This is a genomic window from Desulfovibrio subterraneus, from assembly GCF_013340285.1.
Classification (GTDB): Bacteria; Desulfobacterota; Desulfovibrionia; order Desulfovibrionales; family Desulfovibrionaceae; genus Halodesulfovibrio; species Halodesulfovibrio subterraneus.
On the sequence record NZ_BLVO01000012.1, the window covers coordinates 517,233 to 539,709 of the forward strand.

15 protein-coding genes are annotated in these 22,477 nt (G+C 57.3%); 8 read left to right on the forward strand and 7 right to left on the reverse strand.

The window, feature by feature from the left end:
* Positions 1 to 536: 536 nt before the first annotated feature.
* On the reverse strand, positions 537 to 1,538 hold the full coding sequence (locus HUV30_RS06240) for a hypothetical protein (RefSeq protein ID WP_174404543.1): 1,002 nt from the start codon (positions 1,536 to 1,538) through the stop codon (positions 537 to 539).
* A gap of 629 nt (positions 1,539 to 2,167) precedes the next feature.
* On the opposite strand from HUV30_RS06240, the gene HUV30_RS06245 reads away from it, so the two are divergent.
* The 3 genes from HUV30_RS06245 (at position 2,168) to lepB (ending at position 6,292) form a co-directional block, all read left to right on the forward strand.
* Positions 2,168 to 3,499, forward strand: coding sequence for a radical SAM/SPASM family putative metalloenzyme maturase (locus HUV30_RS06245; RefSeq protein ID WP_174404544.1), 1,332 nt, complete (start codon positions 2,168 to 2,170; stop codon positions 3,497 to 3,499).
* Between the two features lie 241 nt (positions 3,500 to 3,740).
* The gene (gene lepA / locus HUV30_RS06250; RefSeq protein ID WP_174404545.1) at positions 3,741 to 5,546 is read left to right on the forward strand and encodes a translation elongation factor 4; all 1,806 of its coding nucleotides are present in this window, start codon (positions 3,741 to 3,743) and stop codon (positions 5,544 to 5,546) included.
* Positions 5,547 to 5,629: 83 nt separating this feature from the next.
* A complete protein-coding gene (lepB, locus tag HUV30_RS06255; RefSeq protein ID WP_174404546.1) occupies positions 5,630 to 6,292 on the forward strand; it encodes a signal peptidase I in 663 nt (220 codons plus the stop codon).
* Between the two features lie 361 nt (positions 6,293 to 6,653).
* On the opposite strand, the gene HUV30_RS06260 is transcribed toward lepB, so the two are convergent.
* Positions 6,654 to 8,795, reverse strand: a complete 2,142-nt coding sequence (locus HUV30_RS06260; protein ID WP_174404547.1) for a bacteriohemerythrin — start codon at positions 8,793 to 8,795, stop codon at positions 6,654 to 6,656.
* 409 nt (positions 8,796 to 9,204) lie between these two features.
* On the opposite strand from HUV30_RS06260, the gene HUV30_RS06265 reads away from it, so the two are divergent.
* Positions 9,205 to 10,734, forward strand: a complete 1,530-nt coding sequence (locus HUV30_RS06265) for a YifB family Mg chelatase-like AAA ATPase (protein ID WP_174404548.1) — start codon at positions 9,205 to 9,207, stop codon at positions 10,732 to 10,734.
* Positions 10,735 to 11,010: 276 nt separating this feature from the next.
* Here HUV30_RS06265 and HUV30_RS06270 read toward each other — a convergent pair whose 3' ends face one another.
* The 5 genes from HUV30_RS06270 to HUV30_RS06290 all read right to left on the reverse strand — a co-directional run bounded on the left by HUV30_RS06270 (position 11,011) and on the right by HUV30_RS06290 (position 16,962).
* Positions 11,011 to 13,431 (reverse strand): methyl-accepting chemotaxis protein, encoded by a 2,421-nt coding sequence (locus HUV30_RS06270; protein ID WP_174404549.1) that lies wholly within the window; start codon positions 13,429 to 13,431, stop codon positions 11,011 to 11,013.
* 332 nt (positions 13,432 to 13,763) lie between these two features.
* Positions 13,764 to 14,843: a ribosome small subunit-dependent GTPase A gene (gene rsgA, locus HUV30_RS06275; RefSeq protein ID WP_174404550.1), complete on the reverse strand. Its 1,080-nt coding sequence runs from the start codon at positions 14,841 to 14,843 to the stop codon at positions 13,764 to 13,766.
* Between the two features lie 111 nt (positions 14,844 to 14,954).
* Complete coding sequence (gene hemC / locus HUV30_RS06280) at positions 14,955 to 15,902, reverse strand: hydroxymethylbilane synthase (RefSeq protein ID WP_174404551.1); 948 nt, start codon at positions 15,900 to 15,902, stop codon at positions 14,955 to 14,957.
* Positions 15,903 to 16,031: 129 nt separating this feature from the next.
* Positions 16,032 to 16,259 carry an FmdB family zinc ribbon protein gene (locus HUV30_RS06285; RefSeq protein ID WP_174404552.1) on the reverse strand — a complete coding sequence of 76 codons (228 nt, stop codon included), beginning with the start codon at positions 16,257 to 16,259 and terminating at the stop codon, positions 16,032 to 16,034.
* Between the two features lie 67 nt (positions 16,260 to 16,326).
* Complete coding sequence (locus tag HUV30_RS06290) at positions 16,327 to 16,962, reverse strand: D-sedoheptulose 7-phosphate isomerase (RefSeq protein WP_174404553.1); 636 nt, start codon at positions 16,960 to 16,962, stop codon at positions 16,327 to 16,329.
* A gap of 184 nt (positions 16,963 to 17,146) precedes the next feature.
* Here HUV30_RS06290 and HUV30_RS06295 point away from each other — a divergent pair, with 184 nt between their 5' ends.
* The 4 genes from HUV30_RS06295 (at position 17,147) to gatB (ending at position 22,064) form a co-directional block, all read left to right on the forward strand.
* A complete protein-coding gene (locus HUV30_RS06295) occupies positions 17,147 to 17,998 on the forward strand; it encodes an NAD(+)/NADH kinase (protein ID WP_174404554.1) in 852 nt (283 codons plus the stop codon).
* Between the two features lie 125 nt (positions 17,999 to 18,123).
* Positions 18,124 to 19,869 carry an ARMT1-like domain-containing protein gene (locus HUV30_RS06300; protein WP_174404555.1) on the forward strand — a complete coding sequence of 582 codons (1,746 nt, stop codon included), beginning with the start codon at positions 18,124 to 18,126 and terminating at the stop codon, positions 19,867 to 19,869.
* 43 nt (positions 19,870 to 19,912) lie between these two features.
* The gene (locus HUV30_RS06305; protein ID WP_174404556.1) at positions 19,913 to 20,554 is read left to right on the forward strand and encodes a DUF4254 domain-containing protein; all 642 of its coding nucleotides are present in this window, start codon (positions 19,913 to 19,915) and stop codon (positions 20,552 to 20,554) included.
* A gap of 82 nt (positions 20,555 to 20,636) precedes the next feature.
* Positions 20,637 to 22,064 (forward strand): Asp-tRNA(Asn)/Glu-tRNA(Gln) amidotransferase subunit GatB, encoded by a 1,428-nt coding sequence (gene gatB, locus HUV30_RS06310; RefSeq protein ID WP_174404557.1) that lies wholly within the window; start codon positions 20,637 to 20,639, stop codon positions 22,062 to 22,064.
* The last annotated feature ends 413 nt before the right edge of the window (positions 22,065 to 22,477 follow it).

Below are 22,477 nucleotides of genomic sequence, written 5' to 3' on the forward strand. Positions count from 1 at the left end.
TGGCAAGGTCCTAGGGCCAAATCGTTTGGCAAGATCGTCGGGCGCGGTCATTTGGCCTAATCGTTTAGCCCAATCTGCAGATCCTCTCATCAGATACACATATCGGGTCCACTTATCAGGTCCATTTGCCAGATCCCCTTTTCTGGTCGAATTGTCTGGTCCAGGTATTGGGCCCGCAGCCAGACTTGGTATCCAGACTTACTGGTCTGGTTTGATTGGGCAGCATGCTTGTCCGGCGTGATTTGTATGGAAGAGTATCCGGCAAGAGTATCGGCAAGATTGTCCGGCAAGATTGTCCGGCAAGATTGTCCGGTAAGATTCTTCGGCAAGATTTGTAGGCGCGACTATCCGTCCCGCTTTTCACCAGTCCCCCTGCAGGGGAAAAAAGGGAACAGATAAGAGACCCGACTGCGAATGCGTCGGTTTTTCAGGAATATTGCGCAGGGCAGTGCGTCTGCCGGAGTGTGATCTGGTCCGGCTTCCGGCACAATGTCGAAGCGTATCCGACTCTGTCTCCGGGCAGGACCGCGTCAGCGTCAGCGAACGCGCAGGCTTCGCCAGACCGATTCAAAGGTCTCCACGTTGCAGGTCGTGGTGGTGCTGGATTCGTGTGTCACCATGAGCAGCTTGTTTTCATGCTCTTCAACCCATGCTGTTCCCCGTATGGTCTTGGTCTGCCGTGTTCCGGACGAGAACAGGGAAAGCCGCTGCAGCAGGTTCGGCCGCACCTCGCGGTGCCATTGGTAGCGCTTGCGCGCACCGGTGGGCAGTCCGGTCTTTTCCTTGCGGATATCCTTGAGCGGGGTGTCCATGGTTTCCTGAATCCATACCCGGAACGGTTGACCCTGCAGGACCACGTTGGCAGGAGCAAAACGGCGGATACACAGTTCGCACTGGCCGTCCGAAAAGATGATTTCGCTCAGTCCGGGCTTGAACTCCGCATTTCTGAGGACGTATCCGGCCGGTGCCAGAAATTGCAGGTCGTTCAGGGCATAGGGAACCGGAACTCCGGACATGACCATGCCGATGCTGCGCAGTACGTCGCGGAGTTGCGCATCCAAACATACATCTGACTGCACGTCAGGCTGCATATCAGGCAGCACTTCGGGTCGCACGTCGGGCTGTCCATCCGGTTGTGTGTCCGGTCGGGCGTCGGCGTTGGGGCATTGGATGAAAAGGGTGCTGTTCGAGGGTCTGTGCAGGCAGAAGGCACCGTTGGCTTCGGCATGCGTGAAGGGGTGAACCTCGAAATCGGAAGACATGCCTTGCAGCATCTCATTCCAGCGGGCAGGGATGTCGGCAGATGCGAGAGAGAATCCCTCGTGGCGTTGCATCTGCTTTTCAAGTGCTCGGCACTTGCGCGGAATGGAAACGGGACCGGATTCCGCAGTCCATTTGCATTCCAGCACGGCAATGTTGTGGCGGGTAAAGAGAATGTGGCGAGTATCAATGATTGCCGGTATCCAGTCGTCGGGCACGGTCAGGAAAATTCCGTTCCATGCCACCGGACTGCCGGGTATGTCCGATGCAGCGTCCATGAGCCATTCCTGTTGAAGGTTAGCAAAGGCGGATTCCCGTGTGCTTATGGCGGGAATCCGCAGCCTGTTTTCGGCAGACTGCGATTTTTCCGTCTGTTTGTCCAGAGGCAGCTGTCTGAGCGGATAACTAATACCTGTTTCGTGCTTGCCAAGGGGCAGTTGGACATTACTTGTGCATAACCGGAATGGGTTGTCCCTTCTGTTATAATCTGCAGAGCGTTGCTTCGGTAATGTTGCGCTCCTGCGGCAAGGCACATTACGTCCGTTTGTGGCTGTGGGGCAGGGGGCGTTCCGGACATGTCTGGTGCTTGTGTGCCGGAGTGGACGCGGGGCTATCGGTCGGGTATTCGGGGTGACCATAGTGATCGTTCGGCAGACCGTTTACCCATACCCCCATTCACTCGGTCGTCAGGTCGTTTTGGGGGTCGATTTGACCGGCCGTTCACCCAGCCGTTCGTCCGGCCTTTGCTTGCAGGTGTATCCGATCTATATGGCTGAATGATCTGTCATGTTGATATGCCCGAATGGTCTGCCCAAATGGTCTGTCTGAATAGCCTGTCTAGTATGGTCGGCCTGCCCGAAATCAAAAAACGGAGCACGGCATACTGATAGCGATATGGAGAAGAAGCGTGTCAAATGAGTTTCCCGCCCGTCTGTATGTGGAAGTGACAACCCGCTGCAACCTGCGCTGCAGCATGTGCGTCAAGCAGACGCAAGGCTGCGGCATTGAAGAGGCGGACATGCCCTTCGAAGTATTCGCAAGGCTTGCATCCTGCCTGCCCCATGCCGATGCCGTGCTTCTGAACGGTGTAGGGGAGCCCCTGCTGCATCCGCGGCTGGTAGACATGGTCCGCTTCGCACGCACGCATATGCGGGAAGAGGCATGGGTGGGCTTCCAGTCCAACGGTCTTGCGCTCACACCCCGCCTGGCAGCCGATCTGCTGGAGGCCGGCCTCGGCACCATGTGTCTTTCCGTGGATTCCATCGCCTCGGCAGAAATGGAAACGCTGCACGGCGGCGGCCAGACTGCCGGTCTTGCCCGTTCGTTTGCCATGCTGCGCGAAGCCCGTGATGCAGTCGCCCGCGATGCAGCCACCAGTAACGAGAGCCTGCCGGGTGTAAAACCGTTCCGGATTGGCGCGGAGTTCGTCATCATGCGCCGCAATCTGCACGAGCTGCCACATGTTGTCCGCTGGGCTGCGGAGCAGGGGGCCGACTACATGCTGGCCAGTCACGTGCTGCCCTATGACGAGCAGGCTGCGGCGGAGTCCGTCTTCACGCAGGATTCAGCCGAAACACTCGCCTTCTTTGCCGAATGGAGAGAAAAGGCCGCAGCCGGGGGGCTGGATCTTGAGCGCTATTATTCCCTGTTCCGCAAATTTCATCGCAGTGAAGACGAAAAGCGCCTTGTCGCCTTTGTGCAGGAGATGCAGCAGGCGGCGGCAGGGCGGGGGCTATCGTTGCATCTCAAGCGCCTGATCGAACAGCACGGGGCTTTGCCGCTGGCCGAGGTGGAAGAGGTGTTCGCACAGGCACGGAGCGTGGCCGGAGCATGCGGCCTTGAACTGCACCTGCCTGCCGCGGCCGCACACAGCGAGCGCCGATGTGATTTTGTGGAGGATGGTGCCGCATTCATTTCGCCCGACGGCGGCGTACATCCCTGTTACTTCCTCTGGCACAGGTATTCCTGCCACCTTGACGGACAGAGAAAGATAGTGCGGCCCGAGCGCTTCGGCTCCATTACCGACGCACCGCTGGAAGCCATATGGCGCGCGCCGGAGTATGCGAAATTCAGGAAGGAAGTCTGCGCCTACGAGTATCCGGATTGTTCGGCCTGCACCATGGGGCCCTGCGACGACATGACCGGCGAGATGGGGGCCTTTGAACATGACTGCCACGGAATAACAGTGCCCTGCGGACATTGTCCGTGGTGTCTCGGCGGACTTCAGTGTCTTTTGTAGTTATTTCATATTGTTATTGCGTCATGAGCGATGCTTCATTTCAGCGGTGCGTGCCCCCGCTTGGTGTTAGACTTCCGGCAGCAAATAGTCTAAGTAAAGCTGTTCAGCGCGAGGGCTCCGGGCTTCGCCTCAACGGTGGAGCAACGATCCCGCAAAACATCCGGCGTGCGGTCCCCGCTGCCGGAATCTTAACCTTATGCACAGGAGGAATGACGCCCTGAGGGGCGCCATCCAAATACATATGGCGAAACAGGAACATATCAGAAATTTCAGCATTATCGCGCACATTGACCACGGCAAGTCCACGCTGGCCGACCGTATCCTCGACATCACCGGCCTTGTTCAGGCACGTGACAAGAAGGAACAGTACCTCGACCGCATGGATATCGAGCGTGAGCGCGGTATTACCATCAAGGCTCAGGCCGTCCGTATTCCCTACAAGGCGAATAACGGCACCGAATATATCCTGAACCTTATCGATACCCCCGGGCACGTTGACTTCGGCTACGAAGTCTCGCGCTCTCTTGCGGCGTGCGAAGGCGCGCTGCTGGTGGTAGACGCCTCGCAGGGGGTGGAAGCCCAGACCCTTGCCAACGTATATCTTGCGTTGGACCATGATCTTGAGGTCATTCCCGTTCTGAACAAGATTGATCTTGCCAGTGCCGAACCGGAACGCGTGAAGGGTGAAATAGAGGAAATTATCGGCCTCGACACCACCGACGCACTCGGTGTGAGCGCCAAGACCGGTCTGAACGTGGAGCAGGTGCTGGAAGCCATTGTGGACCGCCTGCCTGCTCCCGAAGGTGACCCCGCTGCCCCCCTCAAGGCGCTGATTTTTGACTCGTGGTACGACTCGTATCAGGGGGTCATCATCATGTTCCGCGTGGTGGACGGCACTCTCAAGAAGGGCGACAAGATTCGTCTGATGGCCACGGGTAAGGAATACGAAGTAACCAAAGTCGGTGCATTCAGCCCCGAGATGATCGAGATGAAGAGCCTTTCCGCCGGCGAGGTGGGCTATCTGTGTGCCACGATCAAGGAGCTGGGCGATGCCAAGGTGGGCGACACCGTGACATTGGTGTCCAACCCCGCGACCGAGGCCGTGCCTGGTTTCAAGGTGGTAAAGCCCATGGTGTTCTGTGGTCTGTACCCTTCAGATGCCAACGAATACGAACCGCTCAAGTATGCCCTTGAAAAACTGCAGCTCAACGATGCTTCCTTCTCCTACGAGGCGGAAACGTCGCAGGCGCTCGGTTTCGGTTTCCGCTGCGGCTTCCTCGGCCTGCTGCATATGGAAATCATTCAGGAACGTCTTGAACGCGAGTTCGACGTGGACCTTATTGCCACGGCTCCGTCGGTTATCTACAAGATCAAGACCGTGGACGGAAAGACGGTGGATATCGACAGCCCCGCAAAGCTGCCGGACCCCACCAAGATCGATACCCTGTATGAACCCTTTGTACGCTGCGAGATTCACGTACCCGACGAATACGTGGGCAACGTGCTCAAGCTGTGCGAAGAAAAGCGCGGTGTTCAGAAGGATCTGAAGTATCTTACGTCCAACCGTGTCATCATCACGTACGAGCTGCCCTTTGCGGAAATCGTGTATGACTTCTTTGACAAGCTGAAGTCCTATACCCGCGGGTATGCCTCCATGGACTATGAAATCATCGACTACCGCGACTCCAACCTGGTGAAGCTCGACCTGCTCATCAACGGCGAACCGGTGGACGCACTTTCCATCATCGTGCATCGCGACAAGGCCCAGTTCCATGGTCGTGCCGTGGCGCTGAAACTGAAGAACACCATTCCCCGACAGATGTTCGAGGTGGTCATTCAGGCAGCCATCGGCACCAAGGTCATTGCGCGTGAACGTAATGCGCCCATGCGCAAGAACGTGACCGCAAAGTGCTACGGCGGTGACATTACCCGTAAGCGCAAGCTGCTCGAAAAGCAGAAGGAAGGCAAAAAGCGCATGAAGCGCATGGGCAACGTGGAATTGCCGCAGGAAGCATTCCTTGCCGCCTTGAAGGTGGGCGATGATTAAACCGGCTGTTGTTTCCCGTAGCGGAAACTAAAACTGTCACTACCCGCCCGACAAACGCCGAGCGGCAGAATATGGAACGCATCATGTCCGAGTTGAATCAGAAGAGCGGATTTGCCGAGTATTTCGAAGCGTTGTTCATCGCCATCATTCTGGCATTGTTCATCCGTTCCTTCATTGTTCAGGCTTTCACCATTCCTTCCGGTTCCATGCTGCAGACCCTGCAGATCGGCGACTATCTGCTGGTGAACAAGTTCACCTACGGTGTCCGTTTTCCCTTTGCGGTGAAGGAGACCAATCCCACCGGCGGTACGTGGTGGTCGCGTCATTCGGTGGTGCTGGGGCCGGAACTTGTGCACATGAATGATCCCCAGCGGCATGATATCATTGTGTTCGAGTATCCCAAGGACCCGTCCATCCACTACATCAAGCGCGTTATCGGTGTTCCCGGTGACACGGTGGAAGTGCGTGAGAAGGTTCTGTATGTAAACGGCGAGAAGCAGGAAGAACCCTATGTGCAGCATGTGCGCAACTATCCCGGCCCCGGTGACAATTTCGGTCCCGTAGTGGTGCCGGACGGCAAGTACTTCTGCATGGGTGACAACCGCGACGAATCTTACGATTCCCGTTTCTGGGGTTTTGTGGACCGTTCTGCGGTGGTGGGCAAGGCGCTGGTTCTCTACTGGTCCATGGACGGCATCAGCTCCATTCGCTGGAGCCGTATCGGCAAACCGGTTCACAACCTGTAAGCCCGCAGCCATTCCCTGAAATAGCAGGCCCCCGCACCATGTGCGGGGGCCTTTTTTGTTTTGCGGCGGTGGTTATCGGGCGTGTGTATGGTGTGCTGCACGCCAGCTTTCGACAATAGTAGCTTGGGGTGGATGAAATGAGTGATTCTTTGTCTGAGGTAGAGCGGGCAGTGCGGTTGGCCGTGCAGGGAGAGGTTGTTACCCATACAGTCCGAGTCAAATGCATCTCCCGAGAATGCATACGAAAAGCCCCTGCGCTGGCGCACAGGGGCTTTGTTGTTTCATCAGATGATAGTCTGGCTGATAGTCGGGCAGATAGCCGGGCAGATTGTCGGGCTTGATGCCGGACAGCTACGGACAGCTAGCGAACGCCTTTCTGCTTCAGGAAGGGGGCGTAGCGGCGGTCCGTGCCGTTGATATGCTTCATGAGCCATTCCTTGAGGAAGCGCATGACATCCATGGTAACGGTGAGCTTGCCGGACTTGAGGCCTTCTTCGAAATCCAGAACCTTTTCCACGAACTTGACATGCTGCTGAATGTGTCCGGGAGTTTCTGCATATTTGTGTTTTGCGAAGAGATCTTCTTCGAACTTGAAGTGGGTCACCGTGTAGTTCTTCAGCTCATCAACGATGCTGATAAGATGGTCCTTGCTGCGGCGTTCCTTCATGGCCTTGTGCAGGCTGTTGATGAGGTGCACAAGGCGCTTGTGCTGATCGTCAATGGACTTGATGCCCAGCGCAAGGTCCGGAGTCCAGGTGAAAAGGTCGCCGTTGCCGTTGGTATCCACGCCGGTAGCCTTGCCCGAGGCAAGGGACTGGATGACGGTATCAAGCTCTTCCACCAGACCGGATATTTCCACCAGCGCGCGTGCCGCCACAGTCATGCCTTCTGCCGTGTCCGAGGCCACGCGGGTTACTTCGGATACGGCGCGGTTGATCTCTTCCGAGGCGGCAGACTGTTCTTCGGACGCCGTGGCAATGGAAGAAACCTGCATGGCCGTTTCATCCACGATATGTACGATCTCTTCCATGAACCTGCCGGATTCGCTGGCAGCATCCGTGGATATGACAATATCCTTGGCGGCCAGTTCAACGGCCTGCACGTTTTCACGGGCATGGCTCTGGATGAGCTTTACGGCATCGCCCACTTCCTTGGTGGCATTCATGGTCTTTTCGGCCAGTTTGCGCACCTCGTCGGCTACAACGGCAAATCCGCGACCGGCATCACCTGCGCGCGCCGCTTCAATGGCGGCGTTCAACGCCAGCAGGTTGGTCTGGTCGGCAATATCCGAGATGGTGACCATGATCTGGCTGATGGAATCGGCCTGCTTGCCGAGCTGCCCCATAGTATCCTTCAGCGACATGATGCGCTGCTGAATTTTTTCTATGGATTCGACAGCCTTGCGTACACCCTTGGCGCCTGTTTCAGCGTTGTCCTTGGAATGCGCAGCAGACTGGGCCGCGCTGGAAGCGTTCTGGGCTACCTCGTAGACGGTGCCGTTCATTTCTTCCATGGCGGTGGCGGTTTCGGTCATGCGGTCACGCTGGATATCGACACCGTTGTTCACCACCTCGATCTGACGCGAAAGCTCTTCAACCGAAGCAAACACCTTCTGCGAAACGCCCTGTGCCTTGTTGGCAACGGCCGTCATGGTATCAAAGAGCTGCTGAACGGTCTGGCGCTGCTTTTCGGCTTCCTGCAGGGCCTTGGCGGTTTCTTCCGCGCGCAGGTTTGCTTCGCGGCCGAGCGCGTCGGCTTCCGCCATCTTGGTCTTGAGATTGGCTACCATGGTGCCGATGTCGTCCTTGAGAGAGAGCAGCTCGTGAGCGTATTCCCCTTCAGGCCGGGCATCCAGTTTGCCGTCTGCCACCTTCTGCGAATAGGCACGCAGGCTGGCAAGCGGCGAGAACAGGTCGCGGCGCAGGCCAAGCAGGATGATCAGCAGAACAAAGGCGCCAAAGGCGGCGCAGGCGAGTTCCAGAAACAGCAGGTACTGAACCTTGCCTTCTGCGGAAGCCTGCATCAGTGAAACAGCCTTGCTCATGGAGGCTACCAGCTTGTCGCTGGCAGCGGGCAGGGCTGCGGTTGCGTCCGCCTTGCCTTCGAGCGAGGCTTCAACCTGTCTGCGATAATCTCTCCAGATCGATGAAACCTGTGCGAGCTGCTCGGCAACGTCCGGGTCCGGAGCGGAAAGGGTTCCCGCAGGACCGGAAACGTTCAGCGTGAGCGGAGCAGAGCCACCGTTTGCGAGAGCGTCAAGGGTCTTGTCGAATATGCGGATGGAGTTGGACAGGCTGTCCTTGTAAGCGGCGTCCTTGGATATTTCAAAAGCAAGGGCTTCCTTGGCGATCTTCTGGCTGAGCATGCGCTGGCGACCGGACAGGTTAATGGCCAGTCCGTCTCCGTCCTGTGAGCGGGTAACGATCAGTGTTCCCGCGAGCATGGTCAGCGAAACAAAGAAAAGGCTAAGGATTGATATGAGAATCCTTGTGCGTATAGTCATTTTTCCCCCCAAAATGGGTTGAGCAAGAGATGTGCAGCGGCGTAAAGATAAGGAGAAAGGCTCTCAATAGCAATGTAGAACCCCATCGATTTTTAATTTTCTTTTGCAGTGAAATGCAGCGTACTTCAGGTGCTCCGGCTTTTTCTCTGTTTGGAAAGGTGGATATCGGATGCCGCTTTCGGGCGACACGTTGACAAAATAACCGTTTCTTGAAACCAACCCTGAACGGATACGTTTCTGGCGTATACGTCAGAGAATAGTTCAATAGACTTTCGCAAGGGGATAATGCATCGTGCGTTATTCATAACGCACCGTGCTGATTCGTTTTATCGGCCGTAACTGCGAAAGCATAAGGTCTTGGAGCTGCGATGATTGCAAGGAATGGCAGGCAACGGGGGAGTACGATACGATGATAGCACGAGTTGCCTGCGCAGCCCTGCTGGGGATTGATGCATTCAGGGTTGATCTTGAAGTGGACCTTGCACGCCAAGGTATGCCTGCCTTCACGCTTGTGGGGTTGGCTGAAGGGGCTGTGCGTGAGTCCAAAGAGCGTGTCTTTGCGGCCCTGAAAAACGGCGGCTACAAGCTGCCGCCTTCACGTATCACCGTAAACCTTGCTCCGGCAGACCGTCGCAAGGGGGGCAGTGGATACGACCTGCCTCTGGCCCTTGCGCTTCTCGGTGCTGCGGAGGTGCTGCCTCAGAAGAAGCTTGATGGCTGGTATGTGGTGGGAGAGCTTTCGCTCACCGGCGAACTCAAGCCCGTACCCGGCGTGCTGCCCATGGCCATTCTGGCCCGCAAGGAAGGGGCAAAGGGATTTCTTGTTCCGGCGGATAATGCCGCCGAAGCTGCTGTGGTGGAAGGGTTGGACGTATATTCAGTCCGTTCTCTTGGCGAGGCCGTGGGCTTTTTATCCGGTGAGACTGCGCTTACGCCTGTTCAGCGAGATATAGAGGTTGCCTCGGCCGGCGATGGCTGGCTGTTCGACTTTGCCGAGGTGAAGGGGCAGGAGCATGCCAAGCGCGCCATCGAAATAGCAGCGGCGGGCGGGCATAACCTGCTGTTCCTCGGACCTCCCGGCAGTGGCAAGACCATGCTTGCGCAGCGCATTCCCACTGTGCTGCCGCCGCTCACCTTTGATGAGGCGCTGGAAGTAACCAAGATTTATTCGGTGGCGGACATGCTGGGCGAGCAGTCGCTTATCCGCACGCGACCTTTCCGTTCACCGCACCATACTATTTCGGATGTGGGGCTTATCGGCGGCGGTGCCTACCCCCGACCGGGAGAAGTCTCGCTGGCCCATCGCGGTGTGCTGTTTCTCGATGAACTGCCGGAGTTCAAAAAGCCTGCTCTGGAGGTGATGCGTCAGCCGCTTGAGGCAGGCAACGTGACCATTTCCCGCGCTGCCATTTCGCTGACCTATCCTGCCGATTTCATGCTGGTGGCGGCCATGAATCCCTGCCCGTGCGGATACCAGACGGACGAGCGCCACACCTGCGTGTGCAGCGATTTTCAGATTCAACGCTACCGTGCGCGCCTTTCCGGCCCGCTGCTCGACCGCATAGACCTGCATGTGGAAGTGCCTGCCGTGCCGTATGAAGATCTGCGTAGCGAAAGCACCGGCGTGACATCGGGTGAGATGCGTCAGCGCATTGAGGCGGCGCGTGCTCTGCAGGCCGCGCGGTATGCTGGCACCCCCTGCATGACCAATGCGGATCTTTCCGGCAGATGGCTGGAGGAATTCTGCCGTCTCGGTGCGGCGGAGCATGCCTTTCTCGGCAAGGCCGTGAACGCGCTGGCCCTTTCCGCCAGAGCCTATACGCGCATTCTGCGCATAGCCCGCACCATAGCGGACCTTGCGCATGAAGAGGTCATCGCCGTGCCGCACATAGCCGAGGCCATAAACTGCCGCACGCTGGACAGACAGGGAGCGGCGTAAGAGGCTTTGAGAGTCGCACCGCTTTGGAACAACAGAAAATGAAAAGGCCGGAAGCATATGCTTCCGGCCCAGGTTAATGACAAACCCTCGTTTTCAGTAAGACCGCATTTCCGTTAAGCCGGAGCTAAGGTCCAAAAACGGATTTTCATCGCTTATACGAGGTGCAGGAACGTTAGGTTCCTGCCCGGCGGAGCCAAAAATACCCAAAATGACTTTGTCAGCAATCAGAGCCGGAAGCATATGCTTCCGGCTCTGATTGCATTCGGGTCAGGGAGTCTACCCCTTGGAGAGTTTGTCCAGCTCCTTCGCAAGGGCAGCCAGTTCCTGCACGGAACCGGTGGATGCGTCCATACGGCTCGACACGTCGGAAGCCATGTTGGCCACCTCGTCGATTGCGCCGTTGATGTGGTCGCTGGTGGCAGACTGCTCTTCTGCAGCGGTGGCAATGTTGCGCACCTGATCGGAAGAGGCTGTTACCAGATGCACGATGGACTGCAGTGCCTCGCCGGAGCGTGTTGCAAGGGTGCTGGCGTTTTCCACCAGTCCGCCGGTCTCTTCCACCATGCGGATGGAATCCTGCGCACCGCGCTGTATGGAGCCGATGGCCTTTTCCACCTCGCTGGTGGCCTGCATGGTCTTTTCGGCCAGCTTGCGAACTTCGTCGGCCACCACCGCGAAACCGCGGCCTGCTTCACCGGCACGGGCGGCTTCAATGGCCGCATTCAGCGCCAGCAGGTTGGTCTGGTCGGCAATGTCGGAAATAACGCCCAGAACCGCGCCAATTTCCTGCGCCTGCTTGCCGAGCTGGTGCATGGATACCTTCATGGCCGATGCCTGCTCGCTGACGCGCAGAATGGCATTTACAGACTGGTCCACAATGGCAGCGCCCTGCTGGGCCTGTTCCCGTGCGGACTGCGACTGCTCCGCCGCTTCCGTGGCGCTCTGGGCCACCTGCTGCACGGTTACGTTCATCTGTTCCATGGCTGTAACGGTTTCCTGCAGGCGGTTCTGCTGGTTGTCCAGAGCCTGCTGCACACCGGAAAACTCTCGGGCAAGGTCGGATGATGTACTTGAAAGATGCACGGCGGCTTCTCTGGTTGCCTCGTTCACCTGACGGATGCGCTCAAGCTTCACATTCATTTCACGTTCGGCATGCACAAGGTCGGTTACCACGCGGGCCACTTCCACATACCCGACCTTGTGACCCTTGGAATCCTTGAGCAGGTTTGCCGAGGGTTTGATGAATACACTGTGCCCGTCGGGCTGCTTCAGTTCAATGATGTCAGCCTCGGCCTGTCTGCCGAGTTTTTTGACCATGTCGATGGGACAATCAGGGGTGCTGCATACGCTGGTCTTGAACTGGTCGTGGCACCGGCACTGTTTGAGGTTTTCTTCGGTAATGCCGAGGAAGTCCAGCGTGGCCTTGTTGGCCATGAGGATGCGGTACTGTTCGTCCACAACGAAAATGGGATCGGGAACGGTGTTCAGCACGTTCACGTAGCCTTCCATCTCGTCGATCATGGTGCTCAGCTTGCCGGTAAGCGTGTTGAACCAGCGGGCCAGATCGCCGATTTCATCCTTCTGGGTGCAGTGAATCTGCTCTGTAAGGTCGGCCTTGTCTTCTGCAATGTCCTTGATCTTGGCCTTGATGTTCGTGAGCGGCCTGGTCACAAGATGGCGCAGGAAAACCAGCAGTACCAGCACCGGAGCCAGCGCCATGCCAGCCAGCATGACCATGAGCGTGGTATCCGCTCTGGCTACGAGCTGCATCAGTGAACCGGTGTGTACCGCGCAGACCAGCACGCCGATCTGTTTGCCGCGATAGTCGGGAATGGGGTAGGTGGCCAGCACCAGTTCGCCGTGGTCGTCAAAGGTGTTGTCTGTCTTGCCGCGTTCCAGCAGCTCGGACGTGACAAACTGCTCCACGCCGGAATCCTTGGGGGTGGTCGTCCGGACAAAGTTGCCCAGCCGCGGGAACTTGGCTTCATCCTGCAATGCGGTGGTGATGCTGAGCATGTCGCCGTTCATGTACATGATCATCTCGTTCTTTCCCTCTTCCGTGGCGGCGGAAAGAATGGGATCGAAGCCGAACAGCATTTCCACAGAGCCGAGCTGCCTGCCGTCAGGCGATTTGACAGGAACAAGACCGCGTACCACAAAGCCGCCGCGCCCCAGCTCAATACCGCTGACAGGCTGGCCGGTTCTGTTCACATCAAGCACGGTCTGACGGAAAGAGGAAAGGTCGTCGGAAATATCAACCCATTTGCCGTTGCGCTTTGCCTGTTGCTTGCGCCAGAGGCGGGCAAGACTTCTGCCGTTTGGCAGGTGAAAATGCAGCTGCATGCTCTCGCCGGAAATTTCTTTGTAGCTGTTCAGCATGGGGGCAAGGGCTTTTCGCAGCATTTCGCGGGCGGCCTGTGACTCGGGAGAATTTTCGTCATCCATGTTGCCGCTGTGGGCAAGGGCATAGGCATCAAGCACGGCCGGTACCTTGGCAAAAACTGCGGCAAGGTTTGTGGCTGCTTCGGCTGTCTTGTGTATGTCGGTGCTGATGCGTGTGAAGCGGTTATGCACGGTGTCTTCAACGTACCGTTGCTTCATGTCGGTAAAAGAAGAATGGATCACCATGTAGCTGATGATTCCAAGTATGAGAACAAAGATGACTTGTGGAATGGATAATTTCCAGATGAGCTTCATCTGACCCCTCGTGAAGTATTTTGGGTTGTGGGAGCACTTCACTCGCCCTGCATATTCTGTCGGAGTTTAACGCTCCGGAACACACTGCCTTTCATCCGGTAGGATATATAAAAGGATTTCCCTATTAATAGTAATTACTAGAGAGATGAATATGATTTTATGCAGGGGCGGGAAATAAAGCGAACAGATATGACTATGGGAAGAAAAGAACTTTCAGAACGCGGAATGGCGCAGCAGAAGAGGAAATAGAGGACTGAATTGTGATTAATATCACAATTGGATGTCGATTTCGTGTCGAAATCTACAAAATGCGGGGAGTTGAGAGGAGGGGATCAGCGACGGCGGCGCTGCTTCTTGCCTGAAGTTTTTCCGGCGACGCGGTCAGCCACGCGGCGCTGTCTGGCATATATCTTGGCCTGCTGCTTTTCATCGTCCTGTGCGGCCTGTTCCTTGAGCAGCTTGCGGTAGTTCTCCACGCGGCGGCGCGTGATGCGGCCTTCTTCCACGGCCTTTTCAACGGCGCAGTCAGGCTCTCCGTCGTGCAGGCAGTCGGTAAACCCGCAGTGAAGGCCTATCTCGATGATATCCGCAAACACTTTGGCTATGCCGTGTTCGCACGAGGGCAGGCGCAGCTCGCGGAAGCCGGGCACATCCATGATGAGTCCGCCGTTGGGCAGCGTATAGAGCGTGCGGCTTGAGGTGGTGTGCCGTCCCTTGCTGTCAGAATCGCGGATGGCACCCGTGGGGGTGCGTTCTTCGCCGCTCAGCGTGTTGACGAGGGTGGACTTGCCCACGCCGGAAGAGCCGACAAGGGTTGCCGTCATGCCTTTTTCAACCCACGGGAAAAGGGCGTTTACGGTATCTATGGTCAGGGCGTTTACCACCACCACGTCCAGCCCGTCATGCAGGGCGCGCACCTGTGCGGCGCAGTCTTCCGCATGTTCGGCTGTGACCAGATCGCGCTTGCTGAGCACGACGACGGGGGTGACACCATATTCGTAAGCAATGGCGAGATAGCGCTCAAGCCGGGAAAGGTTGAAGTCGTCGTTGAGCGAGGTGACGATAAACAGCGTGTCCAGGTTGGCTGCAACCAGTTGTACGCTGGTGATGTCGGAAGGCGCGCGGCGGGTCACAAGGGTCTGGCGTTTCAGAATGCGCACAGGCCATTGGCCTGTTTCGTCCAGGATAAGCCAGTCCCCCACTGTGGGCCTGTCTTCAGGATCGCTGGAAAGCCAGTTGCCGGGAATGGCCAGCTGGCGTTTTCCCTCTGCCCCCATCACGAACAGGACCATGCTGTGTACGCTGCAGACGCGGACAATGGCGTTTTCCGCAGGGCGTTCGTCATCAAGCTGGTTTTCGAAGAAGTCGTTCCAGCCAAGTTCGGCAAGGTGGGGGTAGTTGGTACTTGTCATGCGTCCTTTGACAGTAGCGGGAATGGTGATTGTTGCAAAGTATTTCCGGCCCCGAAGGGCCGGAATGAATAATCAGTGATGCAATCCGCCGCAGTGCGGCAGGCGCGGTGCTTATGAGCGGGTTGCCTGCTCAGAGGCATACACCTCTTCGAGTATGGCGCCTGCACCCTGCTGTTTTACGGTCTCTGCAAGGGCAAGGCCCACGTTGCGGGCAGCAGCTTCGGCTCCGTTCACGGTTTCGCGGATGATACGCTTGCCTTCAAGGTCGGCCACAAAGCCCACCAGAGTGAAGGTGTCGTCGCCCGTCATGGTGGCGTGGCCCGCAATGGGCACCTGACAACCGCCCTGCAGACCGAAGAGGAAACCGCGTTCGGCTTCCACGCAGATGCGGGTGGGGCGGTGCTCAAGAAATGCCAGCATTTCACGGATGTCTTCGCGGTCCTGATGGAATTCGATGCCGAGCGCGCCCTGACCCACGGCGGGCAGGAAGCGGGGCGGCCCCAGAATTTCGTGCCTGGGAGCGGTGAGTCCCAGACGCTTCAGGCCGGAAGTGGCCATGATAATGGCGTCGAACTCGCCGTCCATGAGCTTGCGCAGGCGGGTATCCACGTTGCCGCGCAGCGAAACGACCTTGAGGTCGGGGCGCAGGGTCAGAAGCTGCGACTGACGGCGCAGGCTGCTGGTGCCCACGGTGGCACCCTGCGGCAGGGAATCCAGCGTGTCGTAGTTGACGGAAAGGAAGGTGTCCGAGGCGTCTTCACGCTGGGGAATGGTGCCGAGCACCAGACCTTCGGGCAATTCCATGGGCACATCCTTCATGGAATGCACGGCAAGGTCGGCTCTGCCGTCCAGAAGCGCTTCTTCGATTTCCTTGACGAACAGGCCCTTGCCGCCGACTTTGGCCAGAGGAACATCCAGAATGATGTCGCCCTTGGTTTTGAGAACCAGCAGTTCAACGGAAACCTTGCCCGCATGCTGCCGTTCGATGCAATCCTTGATGTGGTTGGCCTGCCAGAGTGCGAGCTTGGAGCCGCGCGTGGCGATGACGATGTTCTTCATTTCGCGTCCGCTTGAGCTTGAGGTTCCGTGCCGGTGGTTACGTGTTGCGCTTTGGCGCAGCAGGCCGCCGGATATTCGGGTGCGGCGGCAGTTCATGCTGCCGCACGGGATTTCGTACCGTGCCTGCGTTTACTTGCAGGTGGAGCAGTTGCCGCCGGAGCAGCCGGAGCAGCCGGAGCCGCCCGCACTGCCGGAAGGAGCAGAAACAGTGCCGCCGGGCATCTTGAACTGGGAGGCGGAAAGCAACTTGTGCGTAGCACCGGAAGCGCATGCGGGGCATGCCGGAGCGGCATCACCGAAAACCAGTTCTTCAAATTCCTTGCCGCAGGCTTCACATTTGTATTCGTAAATGGGCATAACAATTCCTCCGTGAATGTTTCACGGCATGAGATAATGCCGATCGCGCGATCGTCAAATGGTGTGGTTATTCGTGGCAGGCCCCGTCCGGCTCGTTCAGGTAGGGCTGCAACTCCATGACGTTCTCGAAAAGATAGTGATCTGTCAGTTGGCAGAGCAGGTGACCTATGGCAATGTGCACTTCTTGGACAAGAGGCGTATGACGGTGGGAAACATCAAGCAGATGTTCACACAAAGGGGCCATGCGGCCGCCGCCCTGTCCCGTGATGCCTATGGTGGTTATGCAGCGTTCGCGCGCCACCTTGAGGGCTTCAACGATGTTGTTGCTGTTGCCGGAGGTGGAGATGGCCACAAGCACATCGCCCTCTGTGGCAAGCGCCTGCACCTGCTTGCTGAACACAAGGTCGAAACCGTAGTCATTGCCGATGGCGGTGAGAATGGACGAGTCCGTCGTCAGGGCAATGGCAGGCAGAGGGGGACGTTCCATGAGAAAGCGGTTCACGAACTCGGCAGCCAGATGCTGCGAATCTGCCGCGCTGCCCCCGTTGCCGCAGAAGAGAATCTTGCCGCCGCGGGCAAGGCACAGGGCCAGAATCTTGGCCACTTCGTTCACCTTGTCGGCGTTGGCTTCGAAATAGGCTTCGCGCAGGCGGGCGCCTGCACGGGCATGTTCCAGAATCATCTCTTTGGCGGTATCGGTCATTAGTGCTCCTGCCTGTGAAAACGTATCACATATCCGTCGTTGTACCGTAAATCCATTCCGGCAGTATACTAAATGGCGCAAAGTGACAACGGTAAGCACTCCGCTTTTTCCCGCAGGAAAAAATATATGGCCCGAATGCCGCTTCAACCTTGATGGAATCGCGGCTTTTTACTAGGGAAATCCGATGAGCCGAACCATACATACAGTTTTTATCGTTACCAAGGCAGGACACACTGCTGCACTTGAGCTCGCGGCCTCCATGAAGGAGTGGTTCCTCGGGCGCGGATGCGAGGCGGAAGTGTTCGAAAACGGCCGTCTTCAGTGGCAGAAGGTAGTGTTCCCCGCCACCGGGGGGCTTGTGCTTGTGCTTGGCGGCGACGGAACCATGCTGAGCGTGGCGCGCCGCCTTGTGGGTTCGGACATCCCCGTTCTGGGTGTCAATCTGGGGCGCGTGGGGTTCCTGACCGAAGTGTCCGTGGATGAGTGGCAGACGCAGATTGAACGGCTCTTTGACGAGCGCGTGCGCTATGTGCGCCGCGTCGCCCTGTCCTGCATTGTGGAGCGCAGCTCGCATCGTATCTACAGCGGTGTGGCGGTAAACGACATGGTCGTGCATCGCGGTGCCCTTGCGCGGGTCATAAAGCTGGAACTGCATGTGCAGGGTGAGCGTCTCGGCGGCCTGCGCGCAGACGGGCTCATCGTTTCCTCTCCCACGGGTTCCACAGGCTATGCGGTATCCGCCAACGGGCCGCTCATCCATCCCGACCTCAACGCGTTTTCGGTTACGCCCATCTGCCCCTTCCTCAACGCGCTCAAGCCCTTTGTGCTGTGCGGTGATATGGAGCTGGCTATCGATATACAGGATACGGATACGGACCTGTATCTGACTCAGGACGGGCAGGACGGTGTCATTCTCAAAGCGGGCGACCGTGTTACCATTTCAACGGCCCCAAAGGGGTTGCTTGTGGCCGAACTGGGTTGTGCCAGCTATTTTGAAAGGCTGCGCACCAGAGGGTTCTACAAGGATCAGCAGTAGCTGCTGCCCCGCAGAGTATGCGCGGCAGGACATGAACACCAAGCCGGACTGTTCCGGCCGCCGCAGGCAACCGCCACGCGGGGCAGGGGCGGACCGGTTTTCCATAACCATACCGGAGGCCATTCATGAGCGTGTTGCCTGAGTTGAAGTCTGTGCGGGAGGTGCGTTGGGGCAAAGACCCTTACATGGATGCCTGGCTGCACAACTTCAAGACCGAAAACAATATCGAACACCTCATGAATCCGGAAAACGTAGCTCCTGACGAGCAACTCCGTTTCATGGTGGCGCTTGACGAGCAGCAGGTCTACATGCCCTGTTCCGATGTCATCTTCACACAGCTGCTGAGCAAGCACCGGCCCAAGACCCTGCATCTGGAATATACACGCATATGGCGTTTCATCGTGCGGCTCATCCGCCAGCACGGTCTCGACAGATACAATGAACGCCGGGTCATTCAGTTCTGCAAGATGCGGTTCCGCCAGCACTTCAATTCGCGGATAATGATTCCCTCGCGTCTGGCAAAGCGTCTTGTCAGCATAGTGCTCACCCAGTGCGCGGTCACGGACCCCTACAGGGAAGGCAAGCTCAAGGCCAACCGGCTTGCAGGCGAGTTTCTGAAGCGTCCCTCCACTGAGCGGCTCATTCTTGCCAATCCGCCGGAATGCAACTCCGCCGCCGATATACGCGAAATGCGCTGGGATCTGGATTTTCTCGAACTGCGCCGCCTGCTCTATCTTTCGACCCTGCCCGTGCTGTGGCAGGATAACGATCCCTCGCCGCTGGAGGTGGAAGCCGAGCTGGAAAAACCCTGCGGAGAATGCAGCCGCCTGCGCCTGCTGCTCGGACCGGAGGACGAAGAGCGCAAGAAGATTCTGTATCTTCCCGACGTGAGCGGGGCGTTCGTGTTCGACCTGAAGATCATCCACTCGCTCCTCCGTCAGGGGCATCAGGTTGTTCTGGCGCTCAAGGAAGGATTTTATTTCAACACCCCCACCCTGTGGGAGATTGAGCGAGACCCTGTTCTGAAGCAGGCCACGGCCGATGCCCATATCCTGCATGACGACAACGTGAGCAAGAACGACCTGTTGCGCATGTTGCGCGAGCACCGGTTCCTGATCATTTCCGACGGCACGCGCGAGCAGCTCAATCTGTACAAGACAAGCGTGACCTTTGCCCGCGCATGGAAGGAGTGTGATCTGATCATCGCCAAGGGCGGCCGGAATTACATGAATCTTGTCGGCTGCGGTCTGGAGTTTACCCGGGACATCGTGTGCTTCCATCGTTCCGAAGACGGCGAATTCCATCTGACCACCAAGCCCCGCGCCAAATGGGTGCGCAAGTTCACCGAGGCTGATCTGCACGACAAGGCCAAGGAAATTATCAGTGAAATGCGCGAAGCCCGTGCAACGGGCAAGAGCGTGATGTTCTACAGTGCGGTCATCGGTTCCATTCCCGGGCAGACCTCGCAGGCCATACGGGTTGTGGATACCTTTGTGCGCCATCTTCGCGAGCGGCTTGAAAACACCTTCATCATCAATCCCGCCGAGCATTTTGAAGAAGGTATGGATGGTGACGATCTCATGTTCATGTGGGAACGGGTGCAGAGAAGCGGCTTGCTTGACGTCTGGCGTTTTCAGACGGTTGAGGATATAGAAACGAGCTTCGCGCTTATGGGACGCAAGGTGCCTTCAGCATGGTCGGGCAAGGATTCGACCTATTCCACCGGATGCACAAAGGAAATGCGCATAGCGCTGGATATGCAGAAGTTGCACTCCGAAATGCAGATTATCGGCCCCAGCGCCGACAAGTTCTTCCGCAGGGCGGAGTACGGCGTAGGCAAATATTACGACGCGGGTATCAAGCAGCCCTAGGCTTGTGCGCGCATAACTGAATCAGGAACAGGCTTACCGTATCATGATCGGTTTTGAAGATATTTCGAAAGAATTGGAACGTTGTTTTGCGGCGCAGGTGCAGAGCACCGCTGACTGGCACGCGACGGAACCGGAAGATGCAACCGGCGCGGAAGAAGGCGCGGAACTGAAGAACCTGAAGGGGCTGGTTCTGGCACAGCACCTCATGAACTTCAAGCTCTGGCACGTGGAAGACATAGCCCGCCGCAAGGACGTGGGCCCCGAAGTCATTGCGGACTGCAAGTACCGCATTGACGGGCTCAACCAGCGCCGAAACGACTTTATGGAAAAGGTGGATGCCTGCATCGTGGGCATGATCGCTCCTATGCTGCCGCCGGTTGCCGATGGAGCAATGCTGCGCCACAATACGGAGTCGCTGGGCATGTCGGTGGACAGGCTTTCCATTCTCAGCCTGAAGATTTTCCACATGCGCGAGCAGACCGAGCGTACCGACGTGGATGAGGCGCATCGTGCCTCCTGCCGCGATAAGCTGGCCGTGCTGCAGGAGCAGCGTGCCGACCTTGCCCGTGCCGTGCTCGAACTGCTGGACGACTACCGTACAGGCGTGAAGCGGCCTAAGGTGTATTTCCAGTTCAAGATGTATAACGATCCCTCGCTCAACCCCCAGCTCTACAAGGGCGCGTAGGCAGAGAAGGGAAGGGCGGTCCCGACCGCCGCAGGCGGACCACTGCCGGGTTCCGCAAGATATGGATTTCAAGGAGATTGTCATGGCGAAGTATGAAGTTGTCATCGGGTTGGAAGTGCATGCCCAGTTGAAGACCGACTCCAAGCTGTTCTGTTCCTGCTCCACCCGTTTCGGCAACGACCCCAACGAGAACGTGTGCGAGGTGTGCTCCGGCATGCCCGGCGTGCTGCCGGTTCTGAACAAGCGGGCCGTGGAATTTGCCGCCAAAATGGGGCTGGCCATGAACTGCACGGTGCGCAACCGATCCGTGTTCGAGCGCAAAAACTATTTCTATCCCGATTCCCCGAACGGCTACCAGATTTCCCAGCTGGGCGAGGCGATCTGTCATGGCGGTCATATTGAGCTGAATATGGGTGAGTATGTCCGCAGAGTGGGTATTACCCGCATCCAGCTCGAAAACGATGCCGGCAAGTCCATCCATTCCGCAGCGGACAATGCCTCTTTCGTGGACCTGAACCGTACCGGCGTGCCGCTTATCGAGATCGTTTCCGATCCTGATATGCGCAGCGCCGAAGAAGCCGTGGCGTACCTCAAGTCGTTGCGCGCCATTCTGCTCTATCTGGGCATCTGCGACGGGAACATGGAAGAGGGCAGTTTCCGCTGCGACGCCAACGTTTCCCTGCGTCCTGCGGGACAGGAGGAGTTCGGCATCCGTGTGGAGCTGAAGAACATGAACTCCTTCCGCCATGTGCAGAAGGGGATTGAGTACGAAATTGCCCGCCAGCAGGACCTGCTGGACGACGGTGAACCCGTGGTGCAGCAGACCCGTCTGTATAATGCGGAGAAGAACGTCACCGCTGCCATGCGCGGCAAGGAAGAAGCCCACGATTACCGCTACTTTCCCGATCCGGACCTCATCCCCATCATGCTGTCGGATGAGCAGATCGCCGCATGGCGTGAAGAACTTCCGGAACTGCCGGAGCAGCGCAAGGCCCGCTTTGCGGCCGGACTGGGCCTGCCCGAGTATGATGCTGAGGTGCTGACGCAGGACAAGGACATGGCCGACTATTTTGAGGCGGCACTTGCAGCATTCAACAACCCCAAGAAGATCAGCAACTTCATGATGGGCCAGTTCCAGCGGGAACTCAATGAGCGCAACCTGACGGCGAAAGAGGCACCCATCCGCCCCGAGATGCTGGCAGAGCTTGTGCGTATTATTGAGGAAGGGCTTATCTCCAACAAGATCGGCAGCGATATCTTCCCCGATCTCTTCACCAGCGGAGCATCTCCCGAGGCATATGTGAAGGAGAAGGGCATGGTGCAGATCTCCGACACATCCGAACTCGAACGGGCTGTCGATGAGGTTATCGCCGAAAACCCCTCCGAGGTGGAGGCATACCGAGGCGGCAAGACCAAGCTGCAGAGCTTCTTTGTCGGTCAGGTCATGCGCAAGACGCGTGGCAAGGCCAATCCGGCCCTGGTGAACGAACTGCTCGCAAAGAAACTGTAGCGTATTGCAGTTTGTATATCGCATAATGTGACACGTCTGAGATTTGACCGTACCCGGCGGATTTGTGACGTGAAACAGGATGCTGCGAACCTCATGCCTGAGCATGGGTATCAGACTACCGAAATATGGCGGCCCCCCTTGGGGGCCGCTTTTTTATTGATGTGTAAGATACTGATTATGCATTTTCATGTAGTTTGCAAAATAAAGAAGAAACGTTTGATGATTTTGCTGCAAGTGTGTATTTTGCCTGCCATGAAAACTTTTTTATATTGCATGAACAGTGTGTCCTGTGTCAGAATTGAGTGAAGAATGGATGCTGTGCCGATGATATGAGCACTTCAGGCCATAGTGTTAGCGAGTATTGCATGATTGTGCATGCGATGCTTAACAAACTTCGGTTGTTTTAGGTGACT

Bases quoted from the DNA above. Each gene is read 5' to 3' on its own strand.
- lepB (WP_174404546.1), top strand. From the start codon at position 5,630: ATGTCCGAGTTGAATCAGAAGAGCGGATTTGCCGAGTATTTCGAAGCG.
- gatB (WP_174404557.1), top strand. From the start codon at position 20,637: ATGGCGAAGTATGAAGTTGTCATCGGGTTGGAAGTGCATGCCCAGTTG.
- HUV30_RS06295 (WP_174404554.1), top strand. From the start codon at position 17,147: ATGAGCCGAACCATACATACAGTTTTTATCGTTACCAAGGCAGGACAC.
- HUV30_RS06300 (WP_174404555.1), top strand. From the start codon at position 18,124: ATGAGCGTGTTGCCTGAGTTGAAGTCTGTGCGGGAGGTGCGTTGGGGC.
- HUV30_RS06270 (WP_174404549.1), bottom strand. From the start codon at position 13,431: ATGAAGCTCATCTGGAAATTATCCATTCCACAAGTCATCTTTGTTCTC.
- rsgA (WP_174404550.1), bottom strand. From the start codon at position 14,843: ATGACAAGTACCAACTACCCCCACCTTGCCGAACTTGGCTGGAACGAC.
- lepA (WP_174404545.1), top strand. From the start codon at position 3,741: ATGGCGAAACAGGAACATATCAGAAATTTCAGCATTATCGCGCACATT.
- HUV30_RS06290 (WP_174404553.1), bottom strand. From the start codon at position 16,962: ATGACCGATACCGCCAAAGAGATGATTCTGGAACATGCCCGTGCAGGC.
- HUV30_RS06240 (WP_174404543.1), bottom strand. From the start codon at position 1,538: ATGGACGCTGCATCGGACATACCCGGCAGTCCGGTGGCATGGAACGGA.
- HUV30_RS06305 (WP_174404556.1), top strand. From the start codon at position 19,913: ATGATCGGTTTTGAAGATATTTCGAAAGAATTGGAACGTTGTTTTGCG.
- HUV30_RS06260 (WP_174404547.1), bottom strand. From the start codon at position 8,795: ATGACTATACGCACAAGGATTCTCATATCAATCCTTAGCCTTTTCTTT.
- HUV30_RS06285 (WP_174404552.1), bottom strand. From the start codon at position 16,259: ATGCCCATTTACGAATACAAATGTGAAGCCTGCGGCAAGGAATTTGAA.
- hemC (WP_174404551.1), bottom strand. From the start codon at position 15,902: ATGAAGAACATCGTCATCGCCACGCGCGGCTCCAAGCTCGCACTCTGG.
- HUV30_RS06265 (WP_174404548.1), top strand. From the start codon at position 9,205: ATGATAGCACGAGTTGCCTGCGCAGCCCTGCTGGGGATTGATGCATTC.